This window comes from Modestobacter muralis, from assembly GCF_010682105.1.
GTDB lineage: Bacteria > Actinomycetota > Actinomycetes > Mycobacteriales > Geodermatophilaceae > Modestobacter > Modestobacter muralis.
This window is the reverse complement of the sequence record NZ_JAAGWH010000011.1, coordinates 1-24,895: the sequence shown is the minus strand read 5'-3', so window position 1 is coordinate 24,895 and position 24,895 is coordinate 1. Positions and strand designations below refer to the sequence as shown.

Annotated in this window: 24 protein-coding genes; 13 read left to right on the top strand and 11 right to left on the bottom strand. The window is 73.0% G+C overall.

The genetic code is table 11. The features are described from left to right. The first annotated feature begins 14 nt into the window (after window positions 1–14). A complete protein-coding gene (locus GCU67_RS03255; protein WP_163609659.1) occupies window positions 15–1,346 on the top strand; it encodes a M20 family metallopeptidase in 1,332 nt (443 codons plus the stop codon). Between the two features lie 241 nt (window positions 1,347–1,587). Here the strand turns inward: GCU67_RS03255 and GCU67_RS03250 are convergent, their stop codons facing one another. Further along, window positions 1,588–2,640, bottom strand: a complete 1,053-nt coding sequence (locus tag GCU67_RS03250; protein ID WP_163609658.1) for an aldo/keto reductase — start codon at window positions 2,638–2,640, stop codon at window positions 1,588–1,590. Window positions 2,641–2,684: 44 nt separating this feature from the next. Beyond that, entirely contained in the window at window positions 2,685–3,677 is a 993-nt protein-coding gene (locus GCU67_RS03245; protein ID WP_163609657.1) for a saccharopine dehydrogenase family protein, read from the bottom strand. 93 nt (window positions 3,678–3,770) lie between these two features. Between GCU67_RS03245 and GCU67_RS03240 the strand changes: the two genes are divergently transcribed. After that, window positions 3,771–4,388, top strand: a complete 618-nt coding sequence (locus GCU67_RS03240; RefSeq protein WP_163609656.1) for a TetR/AcrR family transcriptional regulator — start codon at window positions 3,771–3,773, stop codon at window positions 4,386–4,388. 179 nt (window positions 4,389–4,567) lie between these two features. Here the strand turns inward: GCU67_RS03240 and GCU67_RS03235 are convergent, their stop codons facing one another. From GCU67_RS03235 to GCU67_RS03225, 3 genes are all read right to left on the bottom strand, one after another. Continuing rightward, window positions 4,568–4,765 (bottom strand): SDR family oxidoreductase, encoded by a 198-nt coding sequence (locus tag GCU67_RS03235; protein ID WP_163609655.1) that lies wholly within the window; start codon window positions 4,763–4,765, stop codon window positions 4,568–4,570. 96 nt (window positions 4,766–4,861) lie between these two features. After that, window positions 4,862–5,047, bottom strand: coding sequence for a Rossmann-fold NAD(P)-binding domain-containing protein (locus tag GCU67_RS03230; RefSeq protein ID WP_163609654.1), 186 nt, complete (start codon window positions 5,045–5,047; stop codon window positions 4,862–4,864). A gap of 70 nt (window positions 5,048–5,117) precedes the next feature. Beyond that, the gene (locus GCU67_RS03225; RefSeq protein ID WP_163609653.1) at window positions 5,118–6,584 is read right to left on the bottom strand and encodes an AAA-type ATPase lid domain-containing protein; all 1,467 of its coding nucleotides are present in this window, start codon (window positions 6,582–6,584) and stop codon (window positions 5,118–5,120) included. A gap of 206 nt (window positions 6,585–6,790) precedes the next feature. On the opposite strand from GCU67_RS03225, the gene GCU67_RS03220 reads away from it, so the two are divergent. The 7 genes from GCU67_RS03220 (at window position 6,791) to GCU67_RS03190 (ending at window position 14,094) form a co-directional block, all read left to right on the top strand. Next, the gene (locus GCU67_RS03220) at window positions 6,791–7,834 is read left to right on the top strand and encodes an amidohydrolase family protein (protein ID WP_163609652.1); all 1,044 of its coding nucleotides are present in this window, start codon (window positions 6,791–6,793) and stop codon (window positions 7,832–7,834) included. Beyond that, the gene (locus GCU67_RS03215) at window positions 7,834–8,592 is read left to right on the top strand and encodes a metal-sulfur cluster assembly factor (RefSeq protein ID WP_163609651.1); all 759 of its coding nucleotides are present in this window, start codon (window positions 7,834–7,836) and stop codon (window positions 8,590–8,592) included. The genes GCU67_RS03220 and GCU67_RS03215 overlap by 1 nt, the downstream gene beginning before the upstream one ends. Next, entirely contained in the window at window positions 8,589–9,614 is a 1,026-nt protein-coding gene (locus GCU67_RS03210; protein WP_163609650.1) for an NAD(P)-dependent alcohol dehydrogenase, read from the top strand. The genes GCU67_RS03215 and GCU67_RS03210 overlap by 4 nt, the downstream gene beginning before the upstream one ends. A gap of 116 nt (window positions 9,615–9,730) precedes the next feature. Continuing rightward, a complete protein-coding gene (locus tag GCU67_RS03205; RefSeq protein WP_163609649.1) occupies window positions 9,731–10,585 on the top strand; it encodes an NAD-dependent epimerase/dehydratase family protein in 855 nt (284 codons plus the stop codon). Beyond that, window positions 10,582–11,898, top strand: coding sequence for a glucose-6-phosphate dehydrogenase (locus tag GCU67_RS03200; RefSeq protein WP_163609648.1), 1,317 nt, complete (start codon window positions 10,582–10,584; stop codon window positions 11,896–11,898). Before GCU67_RS03205 ends, GCU67_RS03200 begins: the two co-directional genes overlap by 4 nt. After that, window positions 11,895–12,281: a DUF6394 family protein gene (locus tag GCU67_RS03195; RefSeq protein ID WP_163609647.1), complete on the top strand. Its 387-nt coding sequence runs from the start codon at window positions 11,895–11,897 to the stop codon at window positions 12,279–12,281. Before GCU67_RS03200 ends, GCU67_RS03195 begins: the two co-directional genes overlap by 4 nt. A gap of 7 nt (window positions 12,282–12,288) precedes the next feature. After that, window positions 12,289–14,094, top strand: coding sequence for a potassium channel family protein (locus tag GCU67_RS03190; RefSeq protein ID WP_338104734.1), 1,806 nt, complete (start codon window positions 12,289–12,291; stop codon window positions 14,092–14,094). 27 nt (window positions 14,095–14,121) lie between these two features. Here the strand turns inward: GCU67_RS03190 and GCU67_RS03185 are convergent, their stop codons facing one another. The 4 genes from GCU67_RS03185 to GCU67_RS03170 all read right to left on the bottom strand — a co-directional run bounded on the left by GCU67_RS03185 (window position 14,122) and on the right by GCU67_RS03170 (window position 16,596). Then, window positions 14,122–14,427, bottom strand: a complete 306-nt coding sequence (locus GCU67_RS03185; protein WP_163609646.1) for a hypothetical protein — start codon at window positions 14,425–14,427, stop codon at window positions 14,122–14,124. Window positions 14,428–14,446: 19 nt separating this feature from the next. Continuing rightward, window positions 14,447–14,602 carry a hypothetical protein gene (locus GCU67_RS03180; RefSeq protein WP_163609645.1) on the bottom strand — a complete coding sequence of 52 codons (156 nt, stop codon included), beginning with the start codon at window positions 14,600–14,602 and terminating at the stop codon, window positions 14,447–14,449. A 244-nt stretch (window positions 14,603–14,846) separates the two neighbouring features. Then, window positions 14,847–15,434: a hypothetical protein gene (locus tag GCU67_RS03175; protein WP_163609644.1), complete on the bottom strand. Its 588-nt coding sequence runs from the start codon at window positions 15,432–15,434 to the stop codon at window positions 14,847–14,849. A gap of 13 nt (window positions 15,435–15,447) precedes the next feature. After that, window positions 15,448–16,596 carry a zinc-dependent alcohol dehydrogenase gene (locus GCU67_RS03170; RefSeq protein WP_163609643.1) on the bottom strand — a complete coding sequence of 383 codons (1,149 nt, stop codon included), beginning with the start codon at window positions 16,594–16,596 and terminating at the stop codon, window positions 15,448–15,450. A gap of 170 nt (window positions 16,597–16,766) precedes the next feature. Between GCU67_RS03170 and GCU67_RS03165 the strand changes: the two genes are divergently transcribed. After that, window positions 16,767–17,984 carry an esterase-like activity of phytase family protein gene (locus tag GCU67_RS03165; protein ID WP_211660689.1) on the top strand — a complete coding sequence of 406 codons (1,218 nt, stop codon included), beginning with the start codon at window positions 16,767–16,769 and terminating at the stop codon, window positions 17,982–17,984. A gap of 69 nt (window positions 17,985–18,053) precedes the next feature. Here GCU67_RS03165 and GCU67_RS03160 read toward each other — a convergent pair whose 3' ends face one another. After that, window positions 18,054–18,659, bottom strand: coding sequence for a hypothetical protein (locus GCU67_RS03160; protein ID WP_163609642.1), 606 nt, complete (start codon window positions 18,657–18,659; stop codon window positions 18,054–18,056). An 836-nt stretch (window positions 18,660–19,495) separates the two neighbouring features. Here GCU67_RS03160 and GCU67_RS03155 point away from each other — a divergent pair. Next, window positions 19,496–20,800: a MopE-related protein gene (locus GCU67_RS03155; protein WP_163609641.1), complete on the top strand. Its 1,305-nt coding sequence runs from the start codon at window positions 19,496–19,498 to the stop codon at window positions 20,798–20,800. Window positions 20,801–21,507: 707 nt separating this feature from the next. Then, complete coding sequence (locus tag GCU67_RS03150) at window positions 21,508–22,155, top strand: hypothetical protein (protein WP_163609639.1); 648 nt, start codon at window positions 21,508–21,510, stop codon at window positions 22,153–22,155. 31 nt (window positions 22,156–22,186) lie between these two features. Here GCU67_RS03150 and GCU67_RS03145 read toward each other — a convergent pair whose 3' ends face one another. Continuing rightward, the gene (locus GCU67_RS03145) at window positions 22,187–23,419 is read right to left on the bottom strand and encodes a PucR family transcriptional regulator (RefSeq protein ID WP_338104733.1); all 1,233 of its coding nucleotides are present in this window, start codon (window positions 23,417–23,419) and stop codon (window positions 22,187–22,189) included. Window positions 23,420–23,526: 107 nt separating this feature from the next. Between GCU67_RS03145 and GCU67_RS03140 the strand changes: the two genes are divergently transcribed. Further along, the coding region (locus tag GCU67_RS03140; RefSeq protein ID WP_163609640.1) for a flavin-containing monooxygenase at window positions 23,527–24,895 on the top strand (1,369 nt) is incomplete at its 3' end.

Genomic DNA, 24,895 nt, shown 5'->3' with positions numbered 1-24,895 from the left:
GGTAGACACCTCCCATGACGGACACCCGCACGCCGGCCCCCGCGGACGCGCACTTCCTCGACCAGCTGCGCGCGGCCACCGACCGGGCCGCGGCCACCGCCGAGCCGCTGTCCTCACCGCACGCCGGGGCCCCGGAGGAGCTGCTGGCCCGCGCCGAGCAGGCGATCGAGGCCGCCCGCGACGAGCTGCTGGAGCTCAGCCACGACCTGCACGCCCACCCCGAGGAGGGCTACGCCGAGCACCGATCGGTGCGCGCGGTCGCCGACCTGCTGGCCCGGCACGGCATCGAGGCGACCGTCGGCGTGCACGGCCTGGAGACCGCGCTGCGGGCCACGATCGGGTCCGGCGAGGGCCCCACGGTCGCCGTCCTCGCCGAGTACGACGCGCTGCCGGGCATCGGGCACGGCTGCGGGCACAACATCATCTGCTCCTCGGCGGTCGGTGCGTTCCTCGGCCTGGCTGCGATCCTGGCCACCGGGGAGGTCGCCGGGACGGCGGTGCTGCTGGGCACCCCGGCCGAGGAGGGCGGCGGCGGCAAGGAGCTGATGGCCCGCGCCGGTGCCTTCGACGGCATCGACGCGGTGGTGATGCTGCACCCGTTCTCCTACGACGCCGCGGTGCAGCCGTTCCTGGGCCGCCGGCAGCTGCGGGCCACCTACACCGGCATCGCCGCGCACGCCTCGGCGCAGCCGTTCATGGGCCGCAACGCCCTGGACGCCGTGGTCGCCGGCTACAACGGCGTCGCCATGCTGCGCCAGCACGTCCCGGACACCGACCGGGTGCACGGGGTGATCACCGACGGCGGGCAGCGGCCCAACGTCGTCCCGGCGACCGCCGAGGCGCTGTACTACGTGCGCTCGGCGACCCCGGAGACCCTCGCCGACATCTGCCGCCGGGTGGAGTCCATCGCGGTCGCCGCCGCGGCGATGACCGGCTGCGGGTACGAGCTGCAGTGGGACCAGTCGCCGGCCTACCTGCCGATCCGGGCCAACCTCGAGCTCGCCGCCCGCTGGACCGCGCACCAGGCCCGGCGCGGGCGTTCCGCGCTGCCGCCGGGCGTCACCCCGGCGTCGCTGGCCGGCTCGACCGACCTGGGCAACGTCAGCGTCCGGGTGCCCTCCATCCACCCGATGATCGCCATCGCCGGGCCGGAGACCTCCATGCACACCACCGACTTCGCCGCCGCGGCCGCCTCCCCGGCCGGGGACGCCGCGGTGTTGGACGGCGCGGTCGGCCTGGCGCTCACCGCGTTGGACGCGCTCGCCGACCCGGCGGTGCTCGCCGCGGCCCGGGAGGAGTTCGAGGCCGCGGGCGGGGTGCTGGACCTCGAGCAGCTGCTCGGGTGACCGTGGGCGCTCGTCGCGCTCGCCAGGCCCGCGGCCGCCTCGTCGACGACCACGTGTCCGCGCTGTACACCGGGCTCCGCAGGCTCGTGGCCGGGTCGACGGCGCGGGCCGATCCTGGTGGCTGATCATCCACCACGTGACGGCCGTGTACTCGATCGAACGACGGCGAGGTCGTGAGCGGCCCTGATGTGACGGTCCAGCCGTGCGATGAGACGGCGCAACTGCGCTGACGTGCTCGGCATCAGGCCATCGGGGTGGTGGGCCCGACGAAGCGGCTCACGTCACCGCCCAGGAGGTTCTCCCGGATCATCCCGTTGACCCAGTGCGGCATGCCGAGCTCGATCGCGCTCACCTGGTCGAGGCGGGCGTACTGCTCATCGGTCAGCGCCACGTCGAGTGCGTCGAGGTAGTCCTCCAGCTGAGCGAGTGTGCGCGGGCCGACGATCGGGATGATCGTTGCCGCTGAGCGCTCGCCCCGTCCGCGCAGCCAGGCCATCGACACCTGCGCTGGCTTCGCGCCGGTCTCTCCGGCGATCGCGAGCACCTCGTCGATGACGGCTGTCTTCTGGCCGGACTCAGGGACCACGAACCGGCTCGGATCGGTCGCCCGACCCTCACCGCCGGTGCGGTACTTGCCCGTCAACAGACCGCCGGCGAGCGGGGACCACAGATTGACTGCCAGACCCAGCGCCTCGGCCATCGGGATCAGCTCGCGGTCGGCTGACCGCTCGACGAGGCTGTACTCGGTCTGGACGCCGACGATGGGGGCCCAGCCGCGCAGGTCGGCCAGGGTCGCCGCGGCCGAGACCTGCCATGCCGGGTAGTTCGACAGTGCGACGTGGTGGACCTTGCCGGCGCGCACCAGGTCGTCCATGCCGCGGACGATCTCGTCGATCGGGGTGACGCCGTCCGGGAAGTGGAGCCACATCAGGTCGAGGTGGTCCGTGCCGAGACGTCTGAGGCTCGCCTCCACCGAGGACATGAGGTTCTTCCGCCCGCTGCCGGTCAGCGAGACGTGTGGCTGCTCGGTGTCACTCGCCCCGTACTTGGTCGAGACGACGAAGTGATCGCGGTCCTTGGCGATCAGGTCGCCGAGGATCTCCTCGGACTGCCCCGCCTGGTACATGCCCGCGGTGTCGAGGAACGTGCCGCCGGCCTCGGCGAACCGGTCGAAGATGACGCGGGCGTCCGCGGCGTTCGTGCCGCTGGACCAGGAGGTGCCGAAGTTGCCGGTGCCCAGGGCGTACTCGGAGACCCGCAGGCCCGATCGTCGTCCGAAGGTCGTGTAGCGCATGGAGTTCGTCCTCAGGTCCTGGTGGTCGGGTGTGGGGAGCTGGATCACAGATCGGTGATGCGGCTGTCGGCGATGCTGGTGGCGAAGTCGGGCCCGAACGCCGACGACGGGGTCTGGAAGCCGGCCGGGTGTTCTCCGCCGAGCACGCGACGAGCGGCCTCGACGGCGGACAGCGCGGTGTACGTGTAGCCGGTCGGCGTCTCGATGACCGAGCGGACGACGCTGCCGCTCTCGTCGGTGACCTCGGCGAACGCCCAGTACCTGCCCGCGAGCCGCTCGGACTCGGTCGGACCCTCGGCGAGCTCCTCGCCGGGTTCGGGGATCGCACCCTCCGCTCGCATGAACACTGCGATGTCCTCGAGTCCGAGAGAGCGCCAGGCGGTGACGAGATCGCCCATCGGTACCGGGTCGAACTCCTCCGGGCCCGCCCCGAGGTCGAACTCGGCCGGCACGAGCTCGGCGGTGCGCACCAGCTCTCCGTCGGTGCGCACCAGTCCCAGCAGGTCGGTGATGCCGGCGGCACTGGAGACGGAGCCGCGGGAGAACCCGCCGGTCACCTTCAGCGCGACGCGCACACCGATCGGGTGCGGCGTCCTGGCCGCGGTGTGCACGGCGACAGCGTCGCTCGGCACGACGTCCCAGCCGACCCCGGGCGCCAGCATCACACCGGCCGCCGCAGCGACCGGTGAGCGCTCCTCCGCCAGCTGGTAGGTCGCGAGCTCTGCGGTCGTGTCGAGGTAGTGCACGCCTTCCGCGATGCTCGCGTCGATCAGCGGCGCGGCGGTGTGACTGAACGGACCCGCGACGTTGAGCACCACCTGCACACCCCGGAGGTGGGCCCGGACGACCGCCGAGTCGTCCAGCCCGAAGGTGCGACCGGGAACGCCGAGCCGTGCGGCGAGCGCGTCGACCTTGGCGGGGTCGCGGCCTGCGACGGCGAAGTCCAGTCCGGTACGGGTGGCCTCCTCGGCGATCAGGCGACCGGTGTAGCCGGTGGCGCCGTAGACGAGGAGGGGCGGAGCCGGTGTTGGAGCCATGCCCCGAACGTAGCACGATCGGAGAGGGTCTCTCCGTTCGGAGCGTGAGCGTCCGAAAGGACGGTCTCCCTCCGTTCGACTACAGTCCCGAGCATGACCGACACCGCGACGGACGGGACGCCGAGGGAACGCGCGGACTCGCGGCGCAAACGGCTCCGCCTCATCGAAGCTGCCCGAGCAGCGATCGCCGAGCACGGCCTCGACGCGTCCACGACCGACATCACCGAACGGGCAGAGGTCGGCGTCGGGACGCTCTACCGCCGGTTCGGCTCGAAAGAGGCCCTGATCGCGGACGTGCTGGTCGACGGGGTGAGGGAGATCCGGGCCTGGGCCGACGCGGCCCTCAGCGACCCCGACGCATGGCGTGGTCTGTCGTGCTTCCTGTTCGCGTACACCGAGGCGCAGTTGAAGAACATCGGGCTCGCGGAGTTCACCAGTGGTACCGGCACCAGGCACGACCTCCCACCTCAGGTGGCAGAGGCCGGCTCCGCTCTCGCCGATGCCATCGACCGCCTCGTGCAGCGTGCCCAAGAGCAGGGTTCGTTGCGGGATGACGTCGCCTGGCGCGACATCGTGCTGATCTCGATCTCTCCGTCGGGCGGCGTCGAGTGCCTCGGCGCCACACAGGGCCCGCAGCAATGGCGGCGGACCATCGCGATCGCGCTGGACGGCCTCCGCGGTCCAGCAGCCAGCAGTCTGCCGCCCGGATGACCACAGCGGAGGAGGTCCCGTCCAGGTCCGTCGTCGCCCGCCCGTGGACCTCCCTCACGAAGCGCCGGTTCGTGGACACACTGAGCTGACGCACCGCCTCTCGACCCGGCGGCGCTCCCGCTCCTGGAGACCCTGACAGCTGCCCCTGTGGCTGTGAGGGTCCACGGCGCGCTGGGGTCTCAGGCCGGGGACGTGGGCATGGCCCACAGCTCGGCGATGGAGGAGCGGCGTCGCCGGGGCACCATGGAGGCGATGTCCTCCGCGATGTCCATCGGCTCGAGCGGTTCGGCGAGTGCATCCGAGCTGCCCAGGTCGTCCTCGACGGTCTCGCTGTCGTGCGAGAACAGCTCGGTGTTCACCGCACCGGGCTCCAGCACCCCCACACGAGCATGCCTTCTCGTGACCTCCTGCCGGAGAGCCTCAGTGGATGCGTTGGTCCCGAACTCGGTGGTGCTGTGGACGCCGAAGTCGGCTCAGGCCTGCCGACCGGCGATGGAGGAGGTGTTCACGACGTCGGCCACCTGCCGCAGCTCGTCGTCCGCCGCGGTCGACAGGTGCGGCGGGGCTGCGTCGGTGATGTAGAGCAGGCCCCGGTGGTTCACCGAGATCATCCGCTCCCACTCGCCGACGTCGGCCCCGATGCTCGGGCCGAGCAGCATGAGGCCGGTTGACCGGGATGTCGAGGCGGCCGTACTGGTCGATGACGGTCTGCACGGCTGGGCTGAGCCGTCAGTCGCGGCCGGGCACCCGCAGGCCGTACTGGGCGATCTTCCGGTAGAGCGTCGCCCGGGACAGCCCCAGCTCGGCGGCGGCCTGCACAGCGGTGGTGCCCGGCCGGGTCAGGCAGCGCAGGACCTCGTCGCGCTCCAGCTGCTCCAGCCGGGTCAGCGACCGCGAGCCGGTGCTGAGCACGTCGGGGCGGAGGTGCTGCACGTCGATCACGTCGGTGCGGGCGGATGCCTCCCGGACGACGGCGCGCAGCTCCCGCACGTTCTCCGGCCAGGAGTGGGCGGCCAGGGCCCGCAGCGCCCGTGGGGTGAACCCGAGGTCGCGGTGCCGGTGCTCCCGGGCGAAGGACCGGGCCAGCGGCTCGACGTCCTCCCCGCGGTGCCGCAGCGGGGGCACCTCGACCACCGCGCCGACCAGGCCGGCGAGCGAGGCGGGGACGGCGTCCACCGACGGGGCGGTGAGCACCATCGGCGAGCGCGGACCCGACCCGGCCGCACCCAGCACCGCCGCCAGCTCGTCGGCGGCCCACGCGGGCAGGCTGTCGGCGCCGGAGACCACGACGCAGGTGTCGGGCGCGGTGAGCTCGGGAGCCCACAGCGCCAGCCACGCCTCGACGTCGGCGGCCTGCGGCGGGCGGGCGACCAGCACCCGCTCGCGTCGCCGTCCACCGTGCCGGGCGAGGGTGGCGACCGCGGACTTCCCCACGCCGGGCTCCCCCACCACGGCCAGCAGCCGGCCGGCGGTCACCGCCTCCCGGGCCGCGGCCACCGCGTCCCGCCAGGCGCGGGAGGGGCACGGGTCCGGGCCGGCGGCGCCGAGCCGGTCGGCGAAGACGTGGAACACCTCCCCGCGCGGCGCCGGTCGCTCGGGGTGCCCGCCGGCCCGCACGTGCATGAGCGCGCTGGTGTTGCCGGCCGCGGACTGGGCCAGGGCGAGCAGCAGGTCGGAGGAGGCGTCGGACCAGGTGGTCAGGTTGATGCTGCCGACCAGGTCGCCCGACCGCGGGTCGAGCACCGGCACCGCCGCGCAGGTGTAGCGGCGCAGCGGGGCGACGAAGTGCTCGTCGGCGCGGACCAGCGACGGCACCCGGTCGGCCAGCGCCAGCCCCAGGCCGCTGGTGCCGGCCGTGCGCTCGCCGAAGTAGAAGCCCGGGGACAGGTGCACCCGGTCCAGGGAGCGGTTGATGTCGGCGTCGTCGGACCAGCGGGCCAGCACCAGCCCCTCGGCGTCGGTGATCATCAGCCCCAGCGGCTCGTTCGCCAGCGTGCCGTGCAGCCGGCCGAGCACCTCCGCCCCGCACTCGTAGAACAGCGAGTCGGTGCTCAGCGCGTCGGCGAAGACGGGCTCGACCTCCTCCGGGGAGACGCCGTAGCGCTGGCTGCGCGCCCAGGAGGCGCGGACGCGGGGCCGGGCGCCGGTGTGCACCGGGTCGCCCGTCGCCGGCCGGACCAGCGGCAGATCGGTCATGCGGGGACCACCTCCGGACGCGCCGTTGCGTCGCGGCGGGCCCGGCCCGCCGTCGGTGTCCATCATGGCCCCGTCCCGGCCTGCGGTCGGCGGTCCCGGTGTCTCAAAGTGAGACATCTCGACCCGTGGCGGGACCGGTCCGTCGTCCTAGCGTCCGGTGTGACCCAGCTCGCACCCGACGAGCCGGCGCTGGTCGAGGAGGACCCGTGTACAGCAAGGACGGCGAGGACTACTTCATCGTGGACGCCCACATCGCACTGTGGGACGCGCGGCCGGAGAACCAGCTCAACGTGCACGGCAAGCAGTTCATCGACTGCTTCTACGACTACCACCGCAACCTCAGCCCGGCCGAGGAGGTCTGGCCCTACGAGGAGTACCTCTACCAGGGCGGCGAGCGGCTGATGCGCGACGTGTTCGGCAACGGCATCGTCGACCACGCGATCTTCCAGCCCGCCCGGCTGGCGGAGTTCTACGCCCGCGGCTTCGGCCAGACCGAGGAGGCGTTCGCGCTCACCCAGGCCAACCCCGACAAGCTCACCTACAACCACTGGTTCGACCCGCGGGACGGCGAGCGCGGGCTGGACCAGCTCCGCGAGGACGCCGAGCGGTTCGGCCTGAAGGGCGTGAAGCTCTACACCGCCGACTGGCACGGGGACTCCCGCGGCTGGAAGTTGAACGACCCGATGGCCTACCGGTACTTCGAGCTGTGCCGCGAGCTGGGCATCACCAACATCCACGTGCACAAGGGCCCGACGATCCGGCCGCTGGACCGCGACGCCTTCGACGTCGCCGACGTCGACCACGTGGCCACCGACTTCACCGACCTGCAGTTCATCGTCGAGCACTGCGGGCTGCCCCGGCTGGAGGACTTCTGCTGGATCGCCACCCAGGAGCCCAACGTGCACGCCGGGCTGGCCGTGGCGATCCCGTTCATCCACACCCGGCCGCGCTACTTCGCCCAGATCATGGGCGAGCTCGTCTACTGGCTCGGCGAGGACCGCATCCTCTTCTCCAGCGACTACGCGCTCTGGACGCCGACCTGGCTGGTCGAGCGGTTCGTGGACTTCCAGATCCCCGAGGACATGACCGAGTACGGCCCGCTGACCACCGCGGTGAAGAAGAAGGTGCTCGGGCTCAACGCCGCGAAGCTCTACGGCATCCCGGTGCCGGCGGCGCTGCAGCTGCCCGACGCCGACGAGACCGCCACCGGGCCGCGCCAGCCCGACAGCGCCGACCTGGCGATGGCCTGATGACGGCGACCCTGACGCTCACCGAGGACGACGTCCGGGCCGCGCTGGGCTCCGTCGTCGACCCCGAGCTCGACGAGCCGATCACCGACCTCGGCTTCGTCCGGTCCGTCACCGTGTCCGACGACGCCGTCGAGGTGCACCTGCGGCTGCCCACGTCGTTCTGCGCGCCGAACTTCGCCTGGCTGATGGTCTCCGACGCCCGGGACGCGGTGACCGCGCTGCCCGGCGCCGGCCGGGTCGTGGTGGAGCTCGACGACCACCACGACTCCGACCTGATCAACGCCGGGCTGGCCGCTGACGCCGGCTACCGCGGCACGTTCGGGCACGAGGCGGAGGACTCCCTCGACGAGCTGCGGGCGACCTTCCTGCGCAAGGGGCACACCGCGGCGATGGAGCGGGCGCTCACCGCGTGGCTGCGGGCCGACCTCACCCGGGCGGAGGACGCCGTCGGCGGGCTGTGCCTGGGTGACCTGCCCGCCGACGCCACGACCGCGGCCCTGCTCAGCCGGCGGGCGGCGCTCGGTCTGCCGGTCGACCCGGCCTCGCCGGTGCTGCTGGCCCCCGACGGCTCGCGCCCGCCGGCCGCCGCGGTGACCGCGACGCTGCGCCGGGCCCGCTCGGTGCGCATCTCCGTCGACGGCAACGCGCACTTCTGCCGCGGCCTGCTCACCACCCGCTACCCCGGCGCCGAGGCCGACCAGACCCCGCGCCCCTCGATCGACTCCCGCCCGCTGCTCCCCCTGGAGGTCCTGTCATGAGAGCCGTCCGCGTCACCGGGTACCACCAGCCCCTGCAGATGGCCGACGTGCCGAAGCCGGTGCCCAGCGGCCCGCACGACGTCGTCGTCCGGATCGGCGGGGCCGGGGTCTGCCGCACCGACCTGCACGTCCTGGAGGGGCAGTGGGCGGAGAAGTCCCAGGTCGCCCTGCCGTACACGATCGGTCACGAGAACGCCGGCTGGGTCGACGCGGTCGGCTCGGCGGTGACCAACGTGGCGGTCGGGGACAAGGTGATCCTGCACCCGCTCCTCACCTGCGGGCTGTGCCGCGCCTGCCGCGCCGGGGACGACGTGCACTGCGAGAACTCGCAGTTCCCCGGCATCGACACCGACGGCGGCTACGCGGAGCACCTGCTCACCTCCGCCCGCAGCTGCGTGAAGATCGACGACTCGCTGGAACCGGCGGACGTCGCCGCGCTCGCCGACGCCGGGCTCACGGCCTACCACGCAGCCGCCAAGGCCGCGGCCCGGCTGCGGGCCGGTGACCGGTGCGTGGTCATTGGCGCCGGCGGGCTCGGGCACATCGGGATCCAGGTCATGCACGCCATCTCCCCCGCCGAGCTGATCGTCATCGACCGCAACCCCGACGCGGTCAAGCTCGCCCTGGAGATCGGCGCCGACCACGCGGTCGTCGCCGACGGCACCCACGTCGACCAGGTGCGGGAACTGACCGGCGGGCACGGCGCGGAGGTGGTCATCGACTTCGTCGGCGAGGGCGGGTCGACGAAGGAGGGCCTGGCGATGACCCGCCGGGCCGGTGACTACCTCGTGGTCGGCTACGGCGAGAACGTCGACGTGCCGACCATCGACCTGATCTCGGCGGAGATCAACATCATCGGCAACCTGGTCGGCAGCTACAACGACCTGGTCGAGCTGATGGCCCTGGCCGCCCAGCAGAAGGTGCGGCTGCACACCGCTCGGTACGCCCTCGACGACTTCCAGTCCGCCATCGACGACCTGGACGGCGGCCGGGTGCGCGGGCGGGCGATCCTCGTGCCGTGAGCCTCCCGGGGCCCCGCCGGTCGGGCGGGGCCCCGGCCGGTGACCCGCCCGGTGTGTGCGCGCGGCCCAGGTCGGGAAGAGTGGCCCGGGCACCACCGACGCGAGGAGAGCACCACATGGCACGGGTAGCAGTGACCGGCAGCAGCGGGAAGCTCGGCCGGGCGGTGGTCAGCCACCTGCTCGAGTCCGGCTGGGACGTCCTGGCCCTGGACCGGGTGCCGAGCACGCGCGGCGACGTCGAGTCCGCGGTCGTCGACCTCACCGACGCCGGCCAGGCGTTCGAGGCCCTCGCCGGCTTCGACGAGCACGCCCCGGTCGACGCGCTGGTGCACCTGGCCGCCGTCCCCGCACCCGGCCTGATGCCGAACTCGGCGATCTTCGCCAACAACGCGACGGCCTCCCACAACGTGTACAGCGCCGCCCTGCGGGCCGGCATCCGCAACATCGTCTGGGCGTCGAGTGAGACGGTGCTCGGCCTGCCCTTCGACGAGGACCCGCCCTACGTCCCGGTCGACGAGGAGTACACCCCGCGGCCGACCACCACCTACTCCCTGGTCAAGACGCTGGAGGAGGAGATGGCCCGGCAGCTGTGCCGGTGGCACCCCGACCTGTCGATGACCGGGCTGCGGTTCAGCAACGTCATGTACCCCGAGGACTACGCGGCCTTCCCCGGCTACGACGAGGACACCGCGGCCCGCCGCTGGAACCTGTGGGGCTACATCGACGCCCGGGACGGCGCGCAGGCCGTGCGCCGCGGGCTGGAGCACACCGCGCCCGGCGCCGACGTGTTCATCGTGGCCAACGCCGACACGGTCAGCGCCCGGCCCGACGCCGAACTGCTGGCCGCGGAGTTCCCCGGCGTCGAGGTGCGCCGTGCGCTGGGCGAGCACGAGACGCTGCTGTCGATCGACAAGGCGCGACGCGTGCTGGGCTTCGAGCCCGAGCACTCGTGGCGGGACGAGCGCGCGTGATCACCCGCCTCCTCCTGCTCGGCGCCACCGGCGACATGGCCGGGCGCCACCTGCTGCCCGCGCTCGCCGAGTCCGCCGCGGCCGGCACGCTGCCCACGGACCTGCAGGTCGTCGGTGCCGCTCCCCAGGACTGGGACGACGACACGTTCCGCGAGCACGTCGCCGCCCGGCTGGCCGAGCACGCCGCCGACGTCCCGGCCGAGGTGCGCGACGCGCTGGTGGCCGGGCTGCGCTACCGCCGGGTCGACTTCGCGGAGCCCGCGACGGTGGCCGCCGCGATAGCGGCGTTCGACGAGGGCCCGGTGGCCGCCTACCTGGCGCTGCCCCCGACGGCGTTCCCCTCGGCGCTGACCGCGCTGGGTGAGGCCGGGCTGCCCGCCGGCAGCCGGATCGCGGTGGAGAAGCCCTTCGGCGCCGACCTGGCCAGCGCCGCGGAGCTGGACGCGCTGCTGATCAAGGTCACCGGCGGTGTGGAGAAGGCGGCCTACCGGGTCGACCACTTCCTCGGCATGCCGGGAGTGCAGGCACTGCTGGCGCTGCACTCCCCCGGCAGCCCGCTGGTCGACGGCTGGGGCAGCGAGACGGTCTCCTCCGTCGAGGTGCTGTGGGAGGAGAGCCTCGGGCTGGCCGGCCGGTCGGGCTTCTACGACCGCAACGGCGCCATCCGCGACGTGCTGCAGAACCACCTGCTCCAGTCGCTGACGCTGCTGGTCATGGAGCAGCCGGCCAGCGACTCCGAGGCCGACCTGCACGCGGCCAAGCTCACGGCGCTGCAGGCCGTCCAGGTGCTCGACCCGCGGGGCACCCGCCGGGCCCGGTACTCGGCCGGCACGCTGGTCGACGGCACGCAGGTGCCCGACTACGCCGCCGACCCCGAGGTCGACCCGGCCCGCCGCACCGAGACCTACGTCGAGCTGGAGCTGGCCGTCGACACCCCCCGCTGGGCCGGCACCCGGTTCCTGGTGCGCACCGGCAAGGCGATGGCCCGCGACCACAAGGGCGTCGCCCTGCGGTTCCGCGGCACCGCCCCACAGGTCGACCCGGCGCTGGCCGAGCGGGTCGCCGACGACCGGCTGTGGGTGACCCTGGACGGCGCGGTGGACGCCGGCGCCGACGTGTCGGTGCACGCACCGGGTGAGCGCACCGCCTACCGCCAGGTGCTCGCCGACGTGCTGTCCGGCGGGTCCCGCACGTCGGTCAGCAGCGCGGAGACCGAACAGGCATGGCGGGTCGTCGACCCGGTGCTCACCGCCTGGGCAGCCGGCGAGGTGCCGCTGCAGGAGTACCCGGCCGGATCGGGAGGCCCGTCGTGAACCTGGAGAAGGTGGTCTTCGGCTTCTTCGTCGTGCTCGCCGCGACGCTGAACTTCGGCTTCTTCATCGGCGACATCAGCCGCCCGGAGCTGCACAACCAGTACGAGCTGTACGCCGCGGTGGTGGTCAACCTGATCGCGACCGTGCTCAAGTTCGGTGACCGCACCCAGATCGGCGCGGTGCACCTGGCCACCAGCCTGGTCGCCGACCTGCAGCTCATCGGTGCGGCGTCGATGTGGGTCTACGCCGACCACATCTCCTCCGCCGGGCTGACCGCGGGCTGGACGGCCAGCATCGTCTCGCTGTCCGCCGGGGCGCTGGTGGCCAACATCATCTCGGTCGTCCTGCTGGTCGTGGAGACGACGTCGTCACACCGCGGCTGAGGCGCCCGTGACCACCCGCCTGCGTGCGCTCTGGCACGACCTGGTCCCCCGCGACGAGCGGCGGGGGCGCCGGGCCGCGCTGCGGCTGTCCGCCTCCTCGACCGCCCGGTCGGCGGAGGCGATCTTCCTGGTGCTGCGCCGGATGCGCACCCCGCTGATCGCGCTGATCGTCGTCTTCGCCGTGAGCACGCTGGGGCTCACGCTGATCCCCGGCCAGGACGCCGACGGCAACCCCGTCGAGATGTCGTTCTTCGACGCCTTCTACGTCATCAGCTACACCGCGACCACGATCGGCTTCGGGGAGATCCCCAACCCCTTCACCTACGGCCAGCGGCTGTGGGTGACCTTCTCGATCTACCTCAGCGTGATCGGCTGGGCGTACGCGATCGGCTCGCTGCTGGCACTGCTGCGCGACCGGGCGTTCCGCGCAGCACTGGCCCGGCAGCACTTCACCCGCAAGGTGGCCCGGCTGCGTGAGCCGTTTCTGCTCATCGCCGGCTACGGCCGCACCGGGGAGCTGCTGGGCCGCTCGATCGACGGGCTGGGTCGCCGGTTCGTCGTCGTCGACCACGCGCCGGAGCGGATCGACGACCTGGAGCTGGACTCCTACGCCGCCGACGTCCCGGGGCTCACCGGGGACGCCCGCGACCCCGGGAACCTGGCCGTCGCGGGCCTGGACCACCCCTCGTGCGTGGCCGTGGTGGCCCTCACCGACGACGAGGAGGCCAACCTGGCCGTGGTGATGGCCGCGGCCCTGCTGCGCCCGGACCTGCCGGTGATCGCCCGGGTCACCTCCCCGGTCATCGCCGAGCGGATGCGCGCCTTCGGGAACCCCAGCACGGTCAACCCGCTGGACCGCTTCGGTGACCACCTGCGGCTGGCGCTGCGGGCACCGGCGGCCTACCAGCTGCTGACCTGGCTGGAGGCCGGGCCCGGGGCCGAGCTGCCCGACCGCGGCTCCCCGCCGCGCGACGGGCACTGGGTGGTGGTCGGCTACGGGCGGCTGGGCCGGGAGCTGACCCGGGACCTGCGCGCCGAGGGCCTGGCGGTGACGGTGATCGACCCCGGTCCCGACGACCCGGACGCGGCCGCCGACCGCGAACTCGTGGTGGGCGACGGCTCGGATCCTGCGGTCCTCGGCGACGTCGACCTCGAGCACGCCGTCGGGTTCCTGGCCGGCACCGACAACGACACGACCAACCTGTCGCTGGTGGCCGCGGCCCGGCGGATCAACCCGGAGCTGTTCGTCGGCGCACGGCAGAACTCCGCGGCCAACGCGCCGCTGTTCACCGCGATGGAGCTCGACGCACTGCTCGTCCCGGCGGAGGTGATCGCCCACGAGGTGTACGCCCAGCTGTCCACGCCGCTGCTGTGGCGCTTCCTGCGGCACCTGCCCTCGCAGGACGACGCGTGGGCCGCGGAGGTGCTGGGCCGACTGGTCGGGCTGTGCGGCACCCGGCTGCAGACGCTGTGGAAGGTGCGGCTCACACCGGACGAGGCGCCGGCGGTGCAGGGCTGGCTGGAGACCGGTGGCGCGCGGCTGGGCGACCTGCTGCGCAACCCGGAGGACCGCGACAAGGCACTGCACGCCGTCCCGCTGCTGGTGCTGCGCGGGGACGAGGCGACCGCCGCACCGGACGAGGACTTCGTGCTGGCCCCCGGCGACGAGCTGCTGCTGGCCGGTTGGTCGGCCGCGGAACGGGCGCTGACCACCATGCTGCAGGTCGAGGCGGTGCACGAGTACGTCCTGACCGGACGGCGGGTGCCGGCCAGCTGGATCTGGCGGAAGCTCACCTCGACCGAGCGGACCTGAGGGCAGGTCGGCCCGCCAGGGCGCGGCTCAGGCCCGGTCGGCCCGGCGCTGTTCGATCATCCGGCTGAGCAGGACCCGGCGGCGGGCGCGCACGGCGCTCCCGGGCCGGCGGACCGACCGCGGGTACCGGCCGGCCTCGGCCGACAGCTGCTGCGCGGCGAGCAGCGTCGCCGAGGTGCGTGCGGTCGCCGCGGGCTGGGTGACGACGACCAGCCGGTCGCCCCCGCACCCGTCGGTGACGGGTTCGGGCACGACCGGCGGCGGAGGTCCGAGGACGTCCGGGAGGTCGACCTCGGCGGTGCCGTTGACCAGCACCACCGGGACGGTCAGCACGAGGGCCGACCGGGACGGGTCACGACTCGGGCACCGGGCTCTCGGCCGGGGCGGCGTCGGTGTCGGGCCGCTCAGCGCCGACGGGACGGGCGACGAGGACCGACTTCCGCGGCATGAGGCGGGGGTCGGGCCGGCGGGGGCTGTCGGGGACCTGGGACGTTCCTTCGGTGCTCACGAGCGACCTCCCTGCATCTGGACTCCCGGCCGGGGCCGGGTCGCCGGCTGGCGGCCCGCGGACGACGAGCCGGCCCCGGCGGGAGCCGAGGAGGTGCCGGTGTGCCGTCGTGCGGAGGTGGACCCCATCGGGACCGCCGATCTCCCCCTCCGTCGCGGAGGGGCCTGAACGCCGGACGACGTCGAGCTGAACGCTACCCGCCCGGCGCCACGGCCCCGACCGCCTCGCCGGGGGGACGGGCCGATCAGCCCCGCAGCGCCCGTACCAGCCGCCGCGTGCCGAGCACGGCCGCACCCGCCCCGGCCACCCACGGGCCGGCCACCAGGAGCGGGTCGAGCAGCTGGTGGCGGGCGTCGCTGCGGCCCTTCCGGGAGGTGAGGCCGCCGTGCGTGACCTCGGTGCGCACCCCGGTCTCGGTGACCGGGTTGTCCGGGTGCAGCGAGGCGAAGGAGCGCAGGTGGGCACCCCAGGCGTCGACCCGGTCACCGGCGATGAGGATCAGCCAGTGTCCGTTGCGAGCCTCGCTGTAGCGCTCGTAGGCGAACCGGCGGATCGCACCGGAGAGCCCGTGCAGCGGCTGGGCGGTGCCGAACACCGGGGTGACGAACGCGTGCTCGACCGAGCGCTCCCGCCCCTCGGCGCCGGACTGGCGGTCGGGGAAGTCCCAGTGGGCACCGGTCTGCGCCGGGTACTGCTCCTTCGGGTAGGACGGCCGGTCAGCGGGGTCGAGGTCGACACCCCAGCCGGGGATGCGGGCGCGCAGCTCCTCCCGGCTCGGCGGGGGCGTCCGCTTGTCGCGGACGTAGGCGGACGGGATCGCGGGGTCGGTCATGGCTGTCTCTCCCTCAGGACGCGCTGGGCACGATCAGCGGCTTGATGCAGCCGTCGAGCTTGGCCGAGAACACGTGGTAGGCCTCGGAGATGTCCTCCAGGGGGAAGCGGTGGGTGACCATGTCCCGCGGGGTGAGGTGGCCGTTGCGGACGTGTTCGAACATCCGCGGCCACTGCCGCTTCACCGGTGTCTGGTTCATCCGCAGCGTGAGGCCCTTGTTGAGCGCGTCGCCGAACTTCACCGCGTTCGGGATGGGCCCGTAGGCGCCCACGACCCCGACGTTGCCGCCCTTGCGGACGGCGTCGATCGCCCAGTTGAGCGCGATCGGCGAGCCGCCCTGCAGCTTGAGCTTGGTGCCGGTGACGTGCTGCAGGAAGCTGCCGTCGGCCTCGGCGCCCACCGCCTCGATGACCACGTCGGCGCCGATGTAGTCGGTCTGCTTCTTCAGCTCGACCACGATGTCGTCGTGCTCGTCGTAGTTGAGCGTCTCGGCGTGGGCCATGGTGGCGGCCTTCTCCAGCCGCTCGGTGAGGTGGTCGACCACGATCACCCGCCCGGCGCCCATCAGCCAGGAGGACTGCGCGGCGATCAGCCCGACCGGGCCGGCACCCAGGACGACGACCGTGTCGCCCTCGGCGATCTCCCCGAGCTGGGCACCGAAGTAGCCGGTCGCGGCGGCGTCGGTGAGCAGGACGGCGTCCTCGTCGTGCATCCAGTCGGGGATCCTGACCGGGCCGACGTCGGCGAAGGGCACCCGCACGAACTCCGCCTGGCCGCCGTCGTAGCCGCCGGTGGTGTGCGAGTAGCCGTAGATGCCGCCCACCGCGGTGGCGTTGGGGTTCACGTTGTGACAGTTGGAGAACAGTCCGCGGGCGCAGAAGAAGCAGGACCCGCAGTAGATGTTGAACGGCACCATCACCCGGTCACCGACGACCAGGTTCTCCACCGAGGAGCCGACCTCCTCGACGACGCCGATGAACTCGTGGCCGAAGGTGTGCCCGATCCGGGTGTCCGGCATCAGCCCGTGGTAGAGGTGCAGGTCGGAGCCGCAGATCGCCGCCAGCGTGACGCGCACGATCGCGTCGTTGGGGTGCTCGATCCGGGGGCGGTCCTTCTCCTCGACCCGCAGCTTGTACGGGCCGCGGTACGTCATCGCGCGCATGGTGCCTCCTGGGGACGTCGTCAGCCCGGCAGTGCCCCGTGCTCGCCCGGCGCACACCCGCCCCGTTCACGGGGTGCTCACAGCGACGTCACGGGGCCGCCGGGTGGCGGCTGCCTCACCGCGACACGGTCAGCGACGTCCGCACCACCGCCCGTCCCTGGAGTGCCTCCGTGCGCCGTCCGTCCCGCCGTACCGCTCTCACCCTCACCGCCGCCGGACTGCTGACCGCCGTCGCCGTCCCGGCCCTCGCCGTCGGCCTGTCCGCCGTCCCGCAGGGCAACGGCACGCAGCAGGCCGAGCTCGTCGGCCGCTCGGTCCTGCCCTCGGCCACCTTCGGCGAGCAGGTCCCCTCCGGCGCGCTGGCCAGCCCCGCCAACGGCGTCACCACCCCCTTCGCCGCCCAGCCCGTCCAGGGCTTCTCCGGTCTGCTGCGGGACGGCGACGACTGGCTGGTGCTGGAGGACAACGGCTACGGCACCAAGGCCAACAGCGCCGACTTCCTGCTGCGCGCCGTCCGCCTGCACATCGACACGACCACGCAGCGGACGACGGTGCTCGAGGGCGGCTTCAGCCTGTCCGACCCCGACCGCGAGCTGCCCTTCACCCCGGTCCGCAGCGACCGCCGGCTCACCGGCGCCGACCTGGACCCCGAGTCGTTCCAGCGGATGCCCGACGGCACGTTCTGGATCGGTGAGGAGTTCGGCCCGAGCCTGGTGCACGTCGACGCGACCGGGAAGGTGCTCGCCGCCCCCGTGCAGCCCGACGGCGTCCGCTCCCCCGACGCGTGGGACCTGAACGGCGCGGCGCCCACGCTGGGCAGCAGCAAGGGCTTCGAGGGCATGGCCCTCTCCCCCGACGGCCGCACGCTCTTCCCGATGCTGGAGGGCGCGGTGACCGGTGACGACCCGGCCACCCGCCGCATCTACTCCTTCGACACCCGGAGCGGGAAGTACACCGGCCTGAAGGCGAAGGTGCGGTTCGAGGTGGCCGGCGACGCCCTCGGCGACATGGTGGCCCTGGACCGGGACCGCTTCCTGATCCTGGAGCGCGACAACGCCCAGGGCCCGGCCTCGCAGCTCAAGGCCGTGTACCTGATCGACACCCGCGACCGCGACCGCGACGGGTACGCCGACAAGCGGCTGCTGGTGAACCTGATGGCCATGCCCGACCCGCAGGGCGTGGCCGGCACGACGGGCGGGTTCGCCACCTTCCCGTTCACGACCATCGAGCAGATCGCCGTGCTCGACGACCACCACGTCCTCGTCGGCAACGACAACAACTACCCGGGCTCGGCCGGGCGCACGGCCGGCGTCCCCGACGACAACGAGCACGTGGTCATCCAGGTGGACGAGGACCTGGACGTCGACCGCACGCTCGCCTCGCGCTGACCCCGCGCCGTCCGGCCCCGCACCCGGGGCCGGACGGCGCTGCGCACGACCTCCGGTGCAGGTGTCCGCTCAGGGCACCTGCACCGTCGTCGTCACCCGCACGACCGAGGGGTCCGGAGGCACCGACCCGAAGCCGAAGGTCACCGGCGGCTGCACCGGCGCGACGGCGCCCAGCGGCTCGCCGTCCCAGCTGGCGGTGACCGTGGCGAGGCGGTGCAGGTCCTGCACGCCGTACCACTCGGTGCGCCCGTTGCCGGCCGAGCCCCGCGTGCGCAGGCCCGTCAGCAGCCGGGCCGGGGCGTCGATCAGCCCCACCCACGCCGGGCGTCGGGCGAGTGGCGCCGGGACCAGGCGCAGCAGCCGGCCCAGCGCCGGACGGCGGCCGACCGTGGCCCGCAGCTGCAACGGACCGGCGGTCAGCGTCCAGGCGCGCGGGTCGGACCGGTCGACGGCCACCTCGACCAGCCGCACCTCGTCGAAGGAGTAGGTGGCGCCGACGAACTCCGCCACCTCGGCGGTCGGCGCGAGCAGCACCCGGTGCCCGTCGGGCCGCTGCACCATCACGTCGGAGAACGGCCCCAGCGGCGAGCGCGGCCAGTGGCCGAGCACCACGCGGGTGCCCGACGTGGTCCCGGTGCCGAGGATCCAGCCGTCGAAGCGCAGCCGCGTGGTCACCGGGTCCCGGTGTCCCGGACGGCGCCCGCTCAACCGCTCGCTGCCCCGGCGAGCAGCGGCGCCGCCGTGGTGGCCAGGGAGCCCAGCAGTGCGAGAACCCCAGCGCTGCCGGCCCGCTGGACTGCGTATTGGACGACAGCAGCTGCCCGGCCTCATCGGTGACGGCCAGCTGTCCCTGGGTCAGTGAGAGCTCGCCCACTGGCTCCGCCGGGCCTGGGTCGTCGCCGTCCTGGCCCATCGAGCAGCGGACGCCGGCGACGCGGCAACGCGCCCGATCCCCGCTTGCGGCGGTGAGTTGGGCGACACGCGGGAGGGGTGTGACGTACGGGAGCCAAGACTCTGGTTTTTCCTGTGAGCCTCCTTTACGTTCCTGCGAGAACACGTCAGGGTCGCCCTCCGAGGTTCAGGTCATCTGAGGGCCTGCTCATTTCCACTTGCTCGCCGCCAGCCCGTCCAGGGAGGCTGCGTGCCATCTCGCCTTTGGAGCGTCCATGCGCTACAAGCGCATCTCGATCGCGGCATCCCTCGGGTTGGCGACTGTGCTGCTCACATCCACGGCCGCATTAGCCGCGCCCCCCTCGACTGCCCCGGGAGCGACTCGAGTAATCCCGCCAAGCGTGGTGCAGTCCGTCAGCGGTTCCGGCTCCGCTCCCTCAGTGGTCCTCGGAGCTGGTGCGCCAACTGTTCGTCCCGGGGACTTCGTAGCCGTCGGCGTCGGTTCCGCCACGCCCACCGGTCTACTCGTTCGTGTTAAAGCGACTCGGGGGGTCGGAGGTGGCAGAAGTGAACTGACCACTGCCCCTGCTCGACTGACGGATGCGGTGCCCGAGGGACAAGTGGACGTCAGCGCCTCCCTCACAACGGCCGACGTGCAGGCCAACGCCTCTAGACCTGCAAAGTCGCTGAGCCAGGCAATTCGAAAGAATGTCTCCTGCTCTTCGGGGGCGAGCGCCACGATCAGCGGCTCGATTGATATCGAGCCGTCCTTCCGCTTCACTGCGGCATGGAAGCTGGGACGAGGAACCACGGCCGCATCTTTCACAGGAACCGTCAAGCAGACCGCAGAGCTGTCAGCGTCCATCGAAGGCGCGGCCCAATGCAACCTCGCAAGCACCCCTCTGCTCGCTCAGCCGGTCCGTTTCAATCCGATCACGGTCAACGTGGGCCCTGTTCCCGTCGTCCTGGTGCCCCAGTTGCAGCTCTACCTGGACGCCCGGGGCGATGTAAAGGCGGCCCTCACCACCGGGGCCCGTCAAGAGATCACTGCGAGTGCAGGGATTCAGTACACCAAGGGGGCGGGGACTCGTCCCACCTCCAACCTCAGAAGCGGTTTCACTTACACCCCTCCCACCGTCACTGCCACAGCACATGCGGAGGCAGGAGTCTCGCCCCAATTCAGTCTCCTCGTCTACGGCTTGGCCGGACCCCAACTGGATCTCCGCGGATATGTGCGCTTCGACGCGGACATCTCGACCTCGCCGTGGTGGACGCTGAGCGCTGGATTCAGCGCAGGCGCCCAATTGGTCGTACCAGCATTCGACCTGGCGATCGGCGATCCTTCGATCATCAACTACAACAAGGTCCTTGCCCGTGCGTCCACCCCGCCACCAGCAACCGAACCGCCGGTGGACCTGGACAGCGACGATGACGGGTACCCCGCGTCGACAGACTGCAATGACACGGCGGCGGGGATCCACCCCGGCGCTCAAGAGGTCGTGAATGACGGTATCGACCAGGATTGCGATGGAGCGGACCTCATCGTCGGCGAAGGCGACATTCGCGTCACCTTGCAGTGGACGTCCGCCCCTCAAGAGAACGTGGACATGGACCTCCATGTCACGGATCCCAACGGGTTCACCGTGTACTACGGCAACAGGACCTCACCCGAGGGTGGGAGCCTCGACCGTGATGACGATGTGTGTGGTTCATCGGTCAACGGGCAGAGCGTGGAGAACGCGTATTGGGCCTCTGGCGCTCCGAGAGGCGCGTACACGGTGGAGGTCGACGAGTACGGGATCTGCTCTGGTGGTGATCCCGCTACGTGGACTCTCGAGGTCTACGTCGGCGGCATCTTGATCGAGCAGAGGTCCAGTGTCGGTGAGGCCGATCCGAGCGCCAACACCTTTACCTTCACCTACTGACATGGCGATGCGTGGCGGCGGGGCCTTTCTGGCTCCGCTGCCACGCCCGCCTGGACCACAGAGCCAAGCCCACCAGTCGACCACCGGCGGCTGCACCGACGCGACGGCGCCCAGCGGCTCGCCGTCCCAGCTGGCGGTGACCGTGGCGAGGCGGTGCAGGTCCTGCACGCCGTACCACTCGCGGTGCGCCCGTTGCCGGCGGGGCCCTTCGTGCGCAGGCCCGTGAGCAGCCGGGCCGGGGTGTCGAGCAGGCCGACCCACGCCGGGCGCCGGGCGAGTGGCGCCGGGACCAGGCGCAGCAGCCGGCCCAGCGTCGGACGGCGGCCGACCGTGGCCTGCGGCTGCAGCGGACCGGCGGTCAGCGTCCAGGTGCGCGGGTCGGTCCGGTCGACCACGACGTCGACCAGCCGCACCTCGTCGGTAGACCTGCTGCGCGAGGAGCTGGTGCAGCACGTCGGACGCCGGTGACCACGCCCAGCACGGCCGCACCCTCGGTGACCAGCACGAGGTGGCTGCGGGTCTCGCGCCTGGCCCGCCGTGCCTGGTGCACCGTCGGCGGCGAGGGTGCAGACCGGTCCGTGGCCCCTGTCGCCCGCTCGTCAACGGGGTCGATGGTGGGCTGAGGACGCGACTGCCCGGCGCACGGGCCGGGTAGGCACCTGCGGACTGTCCCGGCCGGGACACCCGACGACACCTGAAGGACTGCCATGGGACTGCTCGACGACCTGATCGGCGGCGGCGCGCGCCAGCAGGAGTACGGCGACTTCGTGAACCGCTACCAGCAGGGCGCACCGTACGACGGCATCTCCGACGACGAGGTCGGCCAGCGCTACGGCGAGGTGGCCGGCGAGGTCGACCCGGACACCTACCAGGCCTCGGCCCGGGACGCGTTCGGGAACATGGCCGACGACGAGCGCGGCCAGTTCGCCGGCCAGCTGCACGAGGTCGCCCGGGGCCGCGGCCTGGACACCGGCTGGGACGGGCAGTCCACCGACCCCGACTCGCTGGCCGCGATGACCCGGAACGTGCACCAGCAGGACCCGGGGCTGCTCGGGTCGCTGATGGGCGGCGGCGGGGCCGGTGGCCTCGGCGGTCTGCTCGGCGGCGCCGGTGGCGGGGCCGGCGGTGGCCTGGGTGGGCTGCTCGGCGGCGCCGGCGGTGGTGGCGGCCTGGGTGGCCTGCTCGGCGGTGCCGGTGGTGGTGGCGCCGGCGGCCTCGGTGGGCTGCTCGGTGGCGCCGGTGGCGGAGCCGGGGGCAACCCGGTCATGAAGGCCGCCCTCGGCGGGATCGCCGCGATGGCGGCCCAGCGGATGATGGGCGGCGGCCAGCGCGGTCAGGGCGGGTTCGGCCTCTGACCGGTGGACCGGCAGCCGACCCCGCCCCCGGTCAGCTGCCGGTCCCCCGCCAGCGCAGCACCTCCAGCGCCGCCGCGACCGCGACGGCGTCCTCCGCCAGCGGTCGGGGCAGCAGCTCGTCGGCGCGGGCCAGCCGGCGCAGCACGGTGTTGCGGTGGCTGTAGAGCCGCGCCGCCGTCCGGGAGACGCTGCCCAGCTCCTGCACGTACGTGAGCACCGTGTCCCGGACGGCGGCGTCGGCGTGCAGCAGGTCGCCGAGGGTGGCGGTGAGGAGCTCCTCGGCCCGGGTGGGGTCACCGGTGAGCAGCGCGACGAGCTGGACGTCGGACCACCGGGCCACCTGCTGCCGGGAGGTGAGCCGGGCGAGCATCTGCTGGGTGGTGGCCGCGTCGAGGTGGCTGCGCCGGAAGCCGTCCACGTCGCTGCCCGGCCGGCCGATCGCCACTCGGACGTCGGGGGCGCCGGCCAGGCCGGCGGCCACCGCGGCCACCTCCGGCGCCCGGTCGACCGGCAGCCACACCCACAGCGCGGCGGCACCGGCGACGACGGTCAGCCGCCGGCTCGCACCGGCCGCCCGCATCGTGGCCTCGGCCGCCGCCTCCAGCTGGTCGGAGCCGGTGTCACCCGACCCGCTCCACACGATGACGGCGGTGTGCGGGCCGGTGAGCCCGTAGCCCAGCTGTCCCTCGGCGCGGGCCCGGGGCAGCGGCGCGCCCTCCAGCAGCAGCGACACCGTCGCCCGCCGCTCGGCGTGCGCGCCGCGGGTGAGCTCGCTGCGCTCGGCCGCCATCTGCTGGGTGACCGCGGCGACGGTGTCGTCGACGAAGGTGGTGATCGAGCGGGCCGAGACGTCGAGCAGCTCGCGCAGCTCCCCGGTGTCGGCGGTCAGCGTGAAGCAGATCTGCATCCAGTGCCGCCAGGCGACGGCCTGGGCGGTGCGGTAGGCGTCCAGGCCGATGTGGTCCAGCCCGCGGCGGACCAGGTCCCGGGCGCCGTCGAGCACCTCGGGGCCGACGTACACCGGCACCCGCGCGCCGGGGCGCTGCACGTTGGCCGCGGCCCAGTGCAGCAGGTTGGCCAGGTTCGCCCGCCGGGCCCCCTCGGCCAGCACCGGGTCCTCGGCGACCGGGCGCATCCCCGCACCGCTCAGCGCCGCGGTGTGCAGGTCGGCCACCCAGGCGGCGCGAGGGTCCAGGGCGATCTCCGCGCCGCGGCGGAACAGCTCACGCACGGCCGGTGCGGGCAGGGGCCACTCCTCGGTCACCGGTGCATCGTGCACCAGCGGCGTCCGACAGGGGTGCATCAAGCGGCGGCACGACGTGGTGCCGGTCACGCATCATCGGTACCGACGTCCCCCGACCTGGAGCGATCATGACCACGACCACGGTCGAGCACCTCGACGTGCTGATCATCGGCGCCGGCCTGTCCGGCATCGGCGCCGCGTACCACCTCCGCCGCGACCACCCGCAGCGCAGCATCGCGCTGCTGGAGGCCCGCGGCGCCACCGGCGGCACCTGGGACCTGTTCCGCTACCCCGGCGTCCGGTCGGACTCCGACCTGTACACGTTCGGCTACGCGTTCAAGCCCTGGCGCGACGAGCAGTCGATCGCCGGCGCGGACCGGATCCTGGCCTACCTGCGGGAGACGGCGGCGGAGAACGGCATCGACGCCCTCGTGCGCTTCCACTCGGAGGTCGTCGCCGCCTCGTGGTCGTCGGAGCAGGCGCGCTGGACCGTCGAGGTGCTGCACACCGACACCGGCGAGCGGACGACGCTCACCTGCGGCTGGCTGTTCTGCGCCGGCGGCTACTACCGCTACGACCAGGGCTTCACCCCCGACCTCCCCGGCCGTGAGCGGTTCACCGGCCCGGTCGTGCACCCCCAGCACTGGCCCGAGGCCCTGGACACCGCCGGGAAGCGGGTCGTGGTCATCGGCAGCGGCGCCACCGCGGTGACCCTGGTGCCGGCGCTGGCGGAGACCGCCGCGCACGTGACGATGCTGCAGCGCACGCCCACCTACGTGCTGCCGGTGCCCGCCGAGGACGCGCTGGCCAACCGGCTGCGCCGGCTGCTCGGGGAGGAGCGGGCGCACCCGCTGATCCGGCGCAAGAACATCGCCAAGAGCCAGTTCATCTGGCGGTTCTGCCAGCGGCACCCGGAGCGGGCGCGGGCGCTGATCCGCTGGGTCAACACCAAGCAGCTGCCCGAGGGCTATCCGGTCGACGAGCACTTCAACCCGCCCTACGGCCCGTGGGACCAGCGGCTGTGCGCCGTCCCGAACGGCGACCTGTTCCGCACCATCCGGGCGGGGACGGCGGAGGTGGTCACCGACCGGATCGCCACGTTCACCGAGACCGGGGTGCTGCTGGAGTCCGGGCGTGAGTTGCCCGCCGACGTGATCGTGACGGCCACGGGGCTCAACGTGCAGGCCTTCGGCGGCATCCGGCTCACCGTCGACGGGGCCGAGGTGCGGCTGCCGGAGACGGTCGCGTTCAAGGGCATGATGCTGTCCGGCGTGCCCAACTTCGCCTACGCGATCGGCTACACCAACAGCTCCTGGACGCTGAAGATCGGGCTGCTGTGCGAGCACTTCACCCGGCTGCTCACCCACATGGACGCCCACGGGCACGACAGCGTCCGGCCCGTGCCCCGCGACGCGGACATGCCCACCCGACCGTTCCTGGACTTCGGCGCCGGCTACCTCCGGCGCTCGATGGACTCGCTCCCACGACAGGGGGACC

What these genes read in the sequence shown, in the direction of transcription:
- GCU67_RS03245 (WP_163609657.1), bottom strand. Translation starts at nt 3,677, where the DNA reads ATGGCTCCAACACCGGCTCCGCCCCTCCTCGTCTACGGCGCCACCGGC.
- GCU67_RS03240 (WP_163609656.1), top strand. Translation starts at nt 3,771, where the DNA reads ATGACCGACACCGCGACGGACGGGACGCCGAGGGAACGCGCGGACTCG.
- GCU67_RS03255 (WP_163609659.1), top strand. Translation starts at nt 15, where the DNA reads ATGACGGACACCCGCACGCCGGCCCCCGCGGACGCGCACTTCCTCGAC.
- GCU67_RS03210 (WP_163609650.1), top strand. Translation starts at nt 8,589, where the DNA reads ATGAGAGCCGTCCGCGTCACCGGGTACCACCAGCCCCTGCAGATGGCC.
- GCU67_RS03205 (WP_163609649.1), top strand. Translation starts at nt 9,731, where the DNA reads ATGGCACGGGTAGCAGTGACCGGCAGCAGCGGGAAGCTCGGCCGGGCG.
- GCU67_RS03215 (WP_163609651.1), top strand. Translation starts at nt 7,834, where the DNA reads ATGACGGCGACCCTGACGCTCACCGAGGACGACGTCCGGGCCGCGCTG.
- GCU67_RS03175 (WP_163609644.1), bottom strand. Translation starts at nt 15,434, where the DNA reads ATGACCGACCCCGCGATCCCGTCCGCCTACGTCCGCGACAAGCGGACG.
- GCU67_RS03170 (WP_163609643.1), bottom strand. Translation starts at nt 16,596, where the DNA reads ATGCGCGCGATGACGTACCGCGGCCCGTACAAGCTGCGGGTCGAGGAG.
- GCU67_RS03150 (WP_163609639.1), top strand. Translation starts at nt 21,508, where the DNA reads ATGGGACTGCTCGACGACCTGATCGGCGGCGGCGCGCGCCAGCAGGAG.
- GCU67_RS03225 (WP_163609653.1), bottom strand. Translation starts at nt 6,584, where the DNA reads ATGACCGATCTGCCGCTGGTCCGGCCGGCGACGGGCGACCCGGTGCAC.
- GCU67_RS03250 (WP_163609658.1), bottom strand. Translation starts at nt 2,640, where the DNA reads ATGCGCTACACGACCTTCGGACGACGATCGGGCCTGCGGGTCTCCGAG.
- GCU67_RS03230 (WP_163609654.1), bottom strand. Translation starts at nt 5,047, where the DNA reads ATGCTGCTCGGCCCGAGCATCGGGGCCGACGTCGGCGAGTGGGAGCGG.